This window comes from Teichococcus aerofrigidensis (assembly GCF_054073225.1).
The window spans coordinates 1-9,691 of record NZ_JBSXMU010000117.1; the positions used below are offsets into that span (position 1 = coordinate 1).

Annotated in this window: 7 protein-coding genes; 2 read left to right on the plus strand and 5 right to left on the minus strand. The window is 70.4% G+C overall.

Annotated elements, in window-relative coordinates; genetic code table 11:
* Positions 1–63: 63 nt before the first annotated feature.
* From rpoB to rplK, 5 genes are all read right to left on the minus strand, one after another.
* Positions 64–4,245 (minus strand): DNA-directed RNA polymerase subunit beta, encoded by a 4,182-nt coding sequence (gene rpoB, locus ACVMLK_RS17495; protein ID WP_457487131.1) that lies wholly within the window; start codon positions 4,243–4,245, stop codon positions 64–66.
* Positions 4,246–4,420: 175 nt separating this feature from the next.
* Positions 4,421–4,804: a 50S ribosomal protein L7/L12 gene (gene rplL, locus ACVMLK_RS17500; protein WP_198365204.1), complete on the minus strand. Its 384-nt coding sequence runs from the start codon at positions 4,802–4,804 to the stop codon at positions 4,421–4,423.
* A gap of 108 nt (positions 4,805–4,912) precedes the next feature.
* Positions 4,913–5,431 carry a 50S ribosomal protein L10 gene (gene rplJ, locus ACVMLK_RS17505; RefSeq protein ID WP_422922513.1) on the minus strand — a complete coding sequence of 173 codons (519 nt, stop codon included), beginning with the start codon at positions 5,429–5,431 and terminating at the stop codon, positions 4,913–4,915.
* Positions 5,432–5,839: 408 nt separating this feature from the next.
* The gene (rplA, locus tag ACVMLK_RS17510) at positions 5,840–6,541 is read right to left on the minus strand and encodes a 50S ribosomal protein L1 (protein ID WP_198365202.1); all 702 of its coding nucleotides are present in this window, start codon (positions 6,539–6,541) and stop codon (positions 5,840–5,842) included.
* A 3-nt stretch (positions 6,542–6,544) separates the two neighbouring features.
* A complete protein-coding gene (rplK, locus tag ACVMLK_RS17515; RefSeq protein WP_198365201.1) occupies positions 6,545–6,979 on the minus strand; it encodes a 50S ribosomal protein L11 in 435 nt (144 codons plus the stop codon).
* Between the two features lie 337 nt (positions 6,980–7,316).
* Between rplK and ACVMLK_RS17520 the strand changes: the two genes are divergently transcribed.
* Together ACVMLK_RS17520 and ACVMLK_RS17525 are read left to right on the plus strand one after the other, a co-directional pair.
* Positions 7,317–7,817, plus strand: a complete 501-nt coding sequence (locus tag ACVMLK_RS17520; RefSeq protein ID WP_457487132.1) for a MarR family winged helix-turn-helix transcriptional regulator — start codon at positions 7,317–7,319, stop codon at positions 7,815–7,817.
* On the plus strand, positions 7,817–9,691 hold a 1,875-nt coding region (locus tag ACVMLK_RS17525), incomplete at its 3' end, for an FUSC family protein (RefSeq protein WP_457487133.1). The genes ACVMLK_RS17520 and ACVMLK_RS17525, both read left to right, overlap by 1 nt.

Genomic DNA, 9,691 nt, shown 5'->3' on the forward strand with positions numbered 1-9,691 from the left:
CCCCCCCCCGCGCCGGGGTGACCCCGGCGCGGCTGAGCAAAGGGTGTTGATCGCGCGGCAGCATCACGCCGGGCGGTTTTCCAGATCGACGTTCAAGCCGAGCGACTTCAGCTCCTTCACCAGAACGTTGAAGGATTCCGGAATGCCCGCCTCGAAGTTGTCCTGATCGCGCACGATCGCCTCGTAGACCTTGGTGCGGCCGGACACGTCGTCCGACTTCACCGTCAGCATCTCCTGCAGCGTATAGGCGGCGCCATAGGCCTCCAGCGCCCAGACCTCCATCTCGCCGAAGCGCTGGCCGCCGAACTGCGCCTTGCCGCCCAGCGGCTGCTGGGTGACGAGGCTGTAGGGGCCGATGGAGCGGGCGTGGATCTTGTCGTCCACCAGATGGTGCAGCTTCAGCATGTAGATGTAGCCGACCGTCACCTTGCGCTCGAAGGGCTCGCCGGAGCGGCCGTCGATCAGCGTGGTCTGGCCGGAGGCGTCCATCCCCGCCTTCTCCAGCATCGTCTCGATGTCGGAGATGCGGGCGCCGTCGAAGACGGGCGTCGCGATCGGCACGCCCTTCTTCAGGTTCTCGCCCAGCTCGATCAGCTGCTCCTCGGTCATGTCCTCGATGTCGCGGCCGAAGATCTCTTCGCCATAGACATCGCGGAGCTTGGCCAGGAGGTCGTCGCGCGCGGCGCCGACCCGGCGGTAATCCTCCACCAGCTCGCCGATCTGGCGGCCGACATTGGCGCAGGCCCAGCCCAGATGCGTCTCCAGGATCTGACCGATGTTCATGCGCGAGGGCACGCCCAGCGGGTTCAGCACCAGATCCACCGAGGTGCCGTCCGGCAGGAAGGGCATGTCCTCCACCGGGACCACGCGGGAGACGACGCCCTTGTTGCCATGCCGGCCGGCCATCTTGTCGCCTGGCTGAAGCTTCCGCTTCACCGCGATGAAGACCTTGACCATCTTCATCACGCCGGGCGGCAGCTCATCGCCGCGCTGCAGCTTCTCGACCTTGCTGTCGAACCGCTTCTGCAGCTTCTCGACCGCCGCGTCGAACTCGCGCTTCAACGCCTCGATCTCGACCATGATGGCGTCGTCCTGCACGCCGATCTGGCGCCAGGTGGCCTTGGCGAACTGGTCCAGCACCTCGTCGGTGATGACGGTGCCCGACTTCACGCCCTTGAAGCCGCCGCTGGCCTTCTGGTTCAGCAGCCGCTCGCGCAGGCGGGAGTGGAAGCTCCGCTCCTGGATCGCCTTCTCGTCGTCGCGGTCCTGCGCCAGACGCTCGATCTCGGCGCGATCGATCGCCATGGCGCGCTCGTCCTTGTCGACGCCGCGGCGGTTGAACACGCGCACATCGACCACCGTGCCGGTCGTGCCGGGCGGCAGGCGCAGCGAGGTGTCGCGCACGTCGGAGGCCTTCTCGCCGAAGATGGCGCGGAGCAGCTTCTCCTCCGGCGTCATCGGGCTCTCGCCCTTCGGCGTCACCTTGCCGACCAGGATATCGCCCGGGTTCACCTCGGCGCCGACATAGACGATGCCCGCCTCGTCGAGGTTGCGCAGCGCCTCCTCGCCGACATTCGGGATGTCGCGCGTGATCTCCTCCTGGCCCAGCTTGGTGTCGCGGGCCATCACCTCGAATTCCTCGATATGGATCGAGGTGAAGACGTCATCCTTGGCGATGCGCTCGCTGATCAGGATGGAGTCCTCGAAGTTGTAGCCGTTCCAGGGCATGAAGGCGACGAGCACGTTCCGCCCGAGCGCCAGCTCGCCCAGCTCGGTGGACGGGCCGTCGGCGATGATGTCGCCGGCCGCCACCTGGTCGCCCACCTTCACCAGCGGGCGCTGGTTGATGCAGGTCGACTGGTTGGAGCGCTGGAACTTGCGCAGACGGTAGATGTCGACGCCGCGGGTGGTGCCATCCTCCTCGTTCGTCGCGCGCACCACGATGCGGGCGCCGTCGATGCTGTCCACCACGCCGCCACGGCGCGCCACGATGGTGGCGCCGGAGTCGCGCGCGACGGCGGCCTCCATGCCGGTGCCGACCAGCGGCGCATCGGAGCGCACCAGCGGCACGGCCTGCCGCATCATGTTGGAGCCCATCAGCGCGCGGTTGGCGTCGTCGTTCTCCAGGAACGGGATCAGCGCCGCGGCGACGGAGACGAGCTGCTTCGGCGAGACGTCGATCGCCGTCACCTCTTCCGGCTTCACCAGCCGGAAGTCGCCGCCCTGGCGGACGGAGACGAGGTCGGAGCGGAACTCGCCCGTCTCGGCATCGACCTCGGCGTCGGCCTGCGCGACCACCAGCTTCTCCTCCTCCATGGCGGAGAGGTAGCGGGGCGCGCCGGTGATCTTGCCGTCCTTCACCAGGCGGTACGGCGTCTCGATGAAGCCGTACTTGTTCACCTTGGCGAAGGTGGCGAGGCTGTTGATCAGGCCGATGTTCGGGCCTTCCGGCGTCTCGATCGGGCAGATGCGGCCGTAATGCGTCGGGTGCACGTCGCGCACCTCGAAGCCGGCGCGCTCGCGCGTCAGGCCGCCCGGGCCAAGCGCCGAGAGGCGGCGCTTGTGCGTCACCTCGGACAGCGGGTTGGTCTGGTCCATGAACTGCGAGAGCTGCGAGGAGCCGAAGAACTCGCGCACCGCGGCGGCGGCGGGCTTCGCGTTGATCAGGTCATGCGGCATGACGGTGTCGATATCGACCGACCCCATGCGCTCCTTGATCGCGCGCTCCATGCGCAGCAGGCCGACGCGGTACTGGTTCTCCATCAGCTCGCCGACCGAGCGCACCCGGCGGTTGCCGAGGTTGTCGATGTCGTCGATCTGGCCCTTGCCGTCCTTCAGCTCCAGCAGGGTGCGGACGGTCGCGATGATGTCCTGCTTGCGCAGGGTGCGCACCGTGTCCGGCACGTCGTCCAGGCTGAAGCCCAGGCGCATGTTCATCTTGACGCGGCCGACCGTGGAGAGGTCGTAGCGCTCGGCATCGAAGAACAGGCCGCGGAACAGGGTCTCGGCGGTCTCCGGCGTCGGCGGCTCACCCGGGCGCATCACCCGGTAGATGTCCATCAGCGCCTCGTCGCGCGAGGTGTTCTTGTCCACCGCCAGCGTGTTGCGCAGCCAGGGGCCGACATTCTGGCCGATCGCCAGCGTCGGCAGCGTGTCAAGCCCGGCCTGCTCGATGGCGGCCAGCTTCGGCTCGGTCAGCTCGTCGCCCGCCTCGGCCCAGATCTCACCGGTGGTGAGGTCCACCAGATCCTCGGCGACGAAGCGGCCGAGCAGCTCGGCGCGGCTGACCAGCACCTCCTTGGTGCCGGCCTCGGCGATCTTGCGGGCCAGACGCGGCGTCAGCTTGGTGTCGCGCTCGGCGACCACCTCGCCGCTCTCGGCATCGACCAGGTTCTCGATCAGCTTCACGCCGCGGAAGGAGTCCGGCACGAAGGGCTGGCTCCAGCCCTTGGCGCCACGGCTGAAGACGACCTGGTCATAGAAGGTGTTGAGGATCTCCTCGGCGTCCATGCCGCGGATCTCGCCCGCCTCCAGCGCCTCGCCGCGCTCGGCGCGCAGGGCCTCGGTGCGCTCGGATTCCAGAGCATAGAGCAGCGTCGTGGCGGGCAGCTTGCGCTTCCGGTCGACACGAACGTAGCAGATGTCCTTGGCGTCGAACTCGAAGTCGAGCCAGGAGCCGCGATAGGGGATGACGCGGGCGGCGAACAGGTACTTGCCCGAGGAGTGCGTCTTGCCCTTGTCGTGGTCGAAGAACACGCCCGGGGAGCGGTGCATCTGCGAGACGATGACGCGCTCGGTGCCGTTGATGATGAAGGTGCCGTTGTCCGTCATGAGCGGCATGTCGCCCATGTAGACATCCTGCTCCTTGATGTCGCGGATGGAGCGGCTGCCGGTGTCCTCGTCCAGGTCCCAGACGATGAGGCGCAGACGCACCTTGAGCGGGGCGGCGAAGGTCAGCCCCCGCTGGATGCATTCCTCGACGTCGTACTTGGGCTCCTCCAGCTCGTACTGGACGAATTCCAGGCGGCCACGGCCGGCGAAGTCGTCGATCGGGAAGACCGACTTGAAGACCTCCTGCAACCCGGTGTTCGTGCGCGCGTCCGGATCGACCCCCATCTGCAGGAAGGTCTCATAGGAGGCCCGCTGCACGTCGATCAGGTTCGGCATCGGTGCCACTTCGGGCAGACGCCCGAACGACTTCCGGATGCGCTTCCGCCCGGTGAACGACTTCGTGATTGCGTTCATGCCCGTCCTGCTTCCCTTCGCTCCGGCCCAATCGCCCCGGCCGGCGGGTTACCCCACCTCACGCCACGCGGGATCGGCCCCGCGAAACGCAGTCGCGGGCAGGAACCCGGAGGCCCCCGCCCGAACCTTGCTCAAGCTGGCCCGGCCCCTCGCCAAGGCAAGGGGCCGGTAAAACTCACTTGACCTCGACCTTGGCGCCGTTCTCTTCCAGCACCTTCTTGATCTTCTCGGCCTCGTCCTTGGAAACGCCTTCCTTGACGGTCTTCGGCGCGCCCTCGACCAGATCCTTGGCCTCCTTCAGGCCCAGACCGGTGATGGTGCGGATTTCCTTGATGACGTTGATCTTCTTGTCACCCGAGGCGGCGAGGACGACCGTGAACTCGGTCTGCTCCTCGGCCGGAGCGGCGGCTGCGCCACCGCCGGCAGCCGGAGCAGCGGCCACGGCAACAGGAGCGGCGGCGGAGACGCCCCACTTCTCTTCCAGCAGCTTGGACAGCTCGGCGGCTTCCAGAACGGTCAGGCTGGAGAGCTCGTCAACCAGCTTCGCGAGATCGGCCATGTCTTGTATCCTTCCAAATAGTCGCTTGGCATGATGAATGCAATCCCCGGGCGGCGGGGCCGGACCGGCCCCCCTCCCCACCCGGGTGTCTTCCGCGAAAGGCGCCGCTTAGGCCGCCTCGTCCTTCTTGGCGTAAGCCGCCAGCACCCGGGCCACCTGCCCGCCGGGTGCCTGAAGCACGCCGGCGATGCGCGTCGCGGGGGTCTGGATGAGCCCCAACAGCTGCGCACGCAGGGTTTCGAGCGAGGGAAGGGTGGCCAGAGCCTTCACGCCATCGACGTTCAGGGTCTGCTCACCGATCGCCCCGCCCAGGATCACGAACTTCTCGTTACCCTTGGCGAACTCCACGGCGGTCTTCGCCACGGCCACCGGATCCGTCGACCACGCGAGCGCGGTCGGACCCTTCAGCAGCGGCGAGATGCCCTGGAAGCGGGTGCCGTCGAGGGCGAGGGTGGCCAGCCGGTTCTTCGCGACCTTATACGTCGCGCCCGCCGCCCGCATCCTGCGCCGCAGATCACTGACATCCGCGACCGTGAGACCCTTGTTCTGGGCCACGAGCACGAACGACGTATCCGCGAACACATCCGCGAGGGAGGCCACGAACGCACGCTTCTCCGTACGATCCAACTCCCGTCTCCACACGGTGACCGGTGCCTTCTGGAAGGGCCCCGGCCGGTTCACACGGGGGCTCGCCGCCGGATTGGCGGCTCGCCCCGGTTCGCCTGTCTGAGTCTGCGGAAGACCAAGTCCATCACGCCGGCAGCGCGAGGCGTCGCCGGTCAGATCTCCTGGCATCCCCATCTCACGCCTGCGGGGCGGCCGCCCCCTTAAGGCCCGCCATCGCGGGCCACATGCGCTCTCGGACAGGTTGTCAGGGGCCGGCCTCGACCGGCCCCCTGCCCGGGGGCCCCCCGGGCCGGGGGCGGGTGGGGCGGGGCCGCCGCCCCCCCCCCCCCCCCTGCCCGCGCGCCACCGGAGCGGCGCGCGTATCTCGCTGCGGCCGGCGCGCTCCCCGGGGGAGCCCGCCGCGCCGGATCAGGCCGAGGCCGCCAGGGAGGCGACGTCGACCTTGAGGCCGGGACCCATGGAGGAGGACACCGCCACCTTCTTCACATAGGTGCCCTTGGCGCCGGTCGGCTTGGCGCGCTGGATCGCCTCGATGAAGGCGCGCGCGTTCTCGACCAGCTGCTCCTCGGAGAAGGAGACCTTGCCGATGCCGGCGTGGACGATACCGGCCTTCTCGGCGCGGAACTCCACCTGGCCGGCCTTGGCGGCGGCGACGGCGCCCTTGACGTCCATCGTCACCGTGCCGAGGCGCGGGTTCGGCATCAGGCCGCGCGGGCCCAGGATCTTACCGAGGCGGCCGACGATGCCCATCATGTCCGGCGTCGCGATGCAGCGGTCGAACTCGATGGTGCCGCCCTGGACCAGCTCCAGCAGATCCTCGGCGCCGACCACGTCGGCCCCGGCGGCCTTCGCCTCCTCGGCCTTCGGGCCACGGGCGAAGACGCCGACGCGCACGGTCTTGCCCGTGCCGTGCGGCAGGGAGACCATGGAGCGGACCATCTGGTCGGCGTGGCGCGGGTCGATGCCGAGGTTCATCGAGATCTCGACCGTCTCGTCGAACTTCGCCTTGGCGCTCGACTTCACCGTCGCGATCGCCTCCGGCAGCGCGAACAGCTTGTCGCGGTCCAGACCGGCATAGATCGCCTTCAGGCGCTTACCCTGCTTGGCCATGGATCAGCCCTCCACCACGGACATGCCCATCGAGCGGGCGGAGCCGGCCAGCATGCGCACGGCGGCCTCGACGTCGTTGGCGTTCATGTCCTTCATCTTGGTCGCGGCGATCTCGCGCAGCTGCGACTTGGTCACGCGGCCGATCACGCCACCCTTGCCCGGGGTCTGGCTGCCCTTCTCGAGCTTGGCCGCCTTCAGCAGGAAATAGGTGTTCGGGGGCGTCTTGGTGACGAAGGAGAAGGTGCGGTCGGAATACGCGGTGATGACGACCGGCGTCGGCGTGCCGGGCTCCATCTGCTGCGTCGCCGCGTTGAACTCCTTGACGAACTGCATGATGTTCAGGCCGCGCTGACCCAGCGCGGGGCCGACCGGCGGCGAGGGGTTCGCCTTGCCGGCGGGGATCTGCAGCTTGATATAGCCGACGATCTTCTTCGCCATGACTCGTTCCTCTGTGCGTTCAGAGGCGCGCGGTGCTGACGGCTGTCCCCGATAGGCTGGGGCCGGGCCTCCCGCGTCCCTGAGAAAAACGCCGCAACAATCCGGGCGCGCAACGGCGCGCGCCACGGGCGGGATGCGGCGGAGGCGCGCCTATACCGGGCCGGGCCGGGAGAGTCCAGCGGAGTCCTCGCCCCGCGCCGCGCATGGCTCGCCTGCGCCCGCCGCGGCCGCCGCTTCCGCCTTCCCCCGGGGTTATCCCGGACGCCGATAGCCGGCATCGGCGGCGATGATGGCAAATTCCTTTGCATCCTAATGATGAGGTTTCTATCTGCCCGCCATGCCCGCCCCGCCCCCCCTGCCGTCGCTGGAGGCTCTCCGCCGCTTCGGCGGCCATTTCCAGGTCATCGGCCGCGCCTGGCGCCGGGAGGCCGACCTCTGCCTGGCGCCGCTCGGGCTCACCCAGGCCACCGCGGCCCCGCTGCTGCTGCTCCGCGCCCGTGTCGGCGCGCCCTGCCGCCAGCACGAGCTGGCCCAGGCGCTGGGGATCGAGCAGCCTTCGCTGGTGCGGCTGCTGGACCAGCTCGGCGAGGCCGGCCGCGTCGAGCGCCTGGCCGACCCCGCCGACCGCCGCGCCCGGCTGATGCACCTGACCCCCGCCGGCGTCGCCGCCGCCGGCGAGGCGGATCGCCGCCTCGGCGCCCTGCGCCTGCGGCTGCTGGGCGGCGCCGCGCCGCAGGACCTGGCCGCGGCCCTCCGCGTGCTGGACGGCATGCGGGTGGCGCTCGGCGGCATGGCCGCTTCGGCCGGGCCCGGGTCGGCGCCGGAAGGCCGCGACTGATGCCCACCGCCCCCTCCCTGTCCGACTGGCTCTTCTCGGCCCGCAGCTTCGCCGCGGCGGCGCTGGCCCTGTTCATCGCCTTCTCGCTCGACCTGCCGCGCCCCTACTGGGCGATGGCCACGGTCTACATCGTCTCGCAGCCCTTCGCCGGGGCGGTGCGCGCCAAGGCGGTCTGGCGGCTGGCCGGCACCCTCGGCGGCGGCGTCTTCGCGATCCTGGCGCTGCCCAACCTGGTCGACGCGCCGGCGCTCTTCGCCCTGGTCATGGCCTGCTGGATCGGCGGCTGCCTGGCCGCCTCGATGGTCGACCCGACCCCGCGCAGCTACGCCTTCATGCTCTCGGGCTACACCGCGGCGCTGATCTGCTTCCCCATCGTGGACAGCCCCGGCACCGTCTTCGACACCGCGGTCTCGCGCATGATCGAGATCAGCCTCGGCATCCTCTGCGCCTATCTGATGCACGGCGTGCTCTTCCCGAAGCAGGGCACGCCCAGGCTGCTCGACGGCACCCGCGCCTGGCTCGCCGACCTCGCCCGCTATGGCGCCGACAGCCTGGCGGGCGAGCACGACCCGGATCGCTTCTCCGCGGAGCGGCGCCGCATCGCCCGGGATGGCGCCGCCCTGCGCCTGCTCTTCCTGCAGGCCCGCTACGAGGCGCCGGACCGCCGCGCCCAGCTGCTCTGGCTGCCCCGGCTGCACGAGCGCGCCCGGGCCCTGCCCACCCTGCTGACCGCCATCGGCGAGCGCGTCCGCACCCTGGCGGCGCTCGACCCCGCCGCGGCCGAGGCGCTGCGCCCGCTGCTACAGGCGATCTCCGACTGGATGGCGCAGAGCATCGACGCGCCGGCCGGCCCGGCCCGCACGCTCGGCGCCCGGCGGCTGGAGGAGCGGCTGCGGGCGATGCAGGAGGCGCCGCCCCCGCCCGGTCTCTCCCCCGGTCTCTCCTCGGGCCTCTCTCCCGGTCTCTCCCCCTGGGCCGCGCTGGTGCGCCAGGGCCTCCTGGAGCGGCTGCGCGAGCTGATCGACGCCTGGCGGGAGTGCCGCCTGCTGACCGAGCGCATCCTGGCCGAGCGGCCGCAGGAGACGGCCCCCGACGAGCCGGAGCCGGTGCCGGGGCATCTCGACCCGCTGCTGGTCGCCCTCTCGGGCCTGGCCGCCGGCCTCGCCACCCTGGCGGGCTGCGCCGTCTGGATCGTCAGCGGCTGGGCGCACGGCTCCAGCCTGGCGATGATGAGCGCCGTCGCCCTGTGCATCTTCGCGCAGCTCGACGACCCCGCGCCGGCGCTGCGCAAGTTCATCCTCGGCGCCGCCCTCGCCGTGCTGATCGCCGGCTTCTATCTTTTCGCCGTGCTGCCGCGGATCGACGGCTTCCCGCTGCTGCTGCTGGTCCTGACGCCGACCTACCTGATCGCCGGCGCGCTCATCGCCCAGCCGGCGATGACCGCCATGGCCCTTTCGGTGGCCGCCACCGTGCCGGCGGTCATGACCCTGCAGGAGACCTACAGCGCCGACTTCGCCGGCTACGTCGATGGCGGCCTCGCCACGCTGGGCGGCCTGGTCCTGGCGCTGGCGATCACCCGGCTGGTCCGCTCCTTCGGCGTGTCCTGGCGCGTCGGCCGGCTGGTGGCGGCCGACCGGCGCGACCTCGCCCGGCTCGCCGAGGGCCATGCGCCCGCCGACCTGCGCCGCATCCTCGGCGTCATGCTGGACCGCTTCGAGGCCCTGGCCGCCCGCCTCTCGGCCGCCGACGCGCAGACCGTGCGCCTGACCGAGCTGGCCGACCTGCGGGCCGCGCTCAACGTGCTGCGCCTGCGCGAGCTGATGGCCGGGCTGCCGCCCGCCTCCCGCGCCCGCGCCGAGGCGGCGCTGCAGGCC

Coding starts and splice junctions, on each gene's coding strand:
- rpoB (WP_457487131.1), bottom strand. CDS start 4,245: ATGAACGCAATCACGAAGTCGTTCACCGGGCGGAAGCGCATCCGGAAG.
- rplL (WP_198365204.1), bottom strand. CDS start 4,804: ATGGCCGATCTCGCGAAGCTGGTTGACGAGCTCTCCAGCCTGACCGTT.
- rplA (WP_198365202.1), bottom strand. CDS start 6,541: ATGGCCAAGCAGGGTAAGCGCCTGAAGGCGATCTATGCCGGTCTGGAC.
- rplK (WP_198365201.1), bottom strand. CDS start 6,979: ATGGCGAAGAAGATCGTCGGCTATATCAAGCTGCAGATCCCCGCCGGC.
- ACVMLK_RS17520 (WP_457487132.1), top strand. CDS start 7,317: ATGCCCGCCCCGCCCCCCCTGCCGTCGCTGGAGGCTCTCCGCCGCTTC.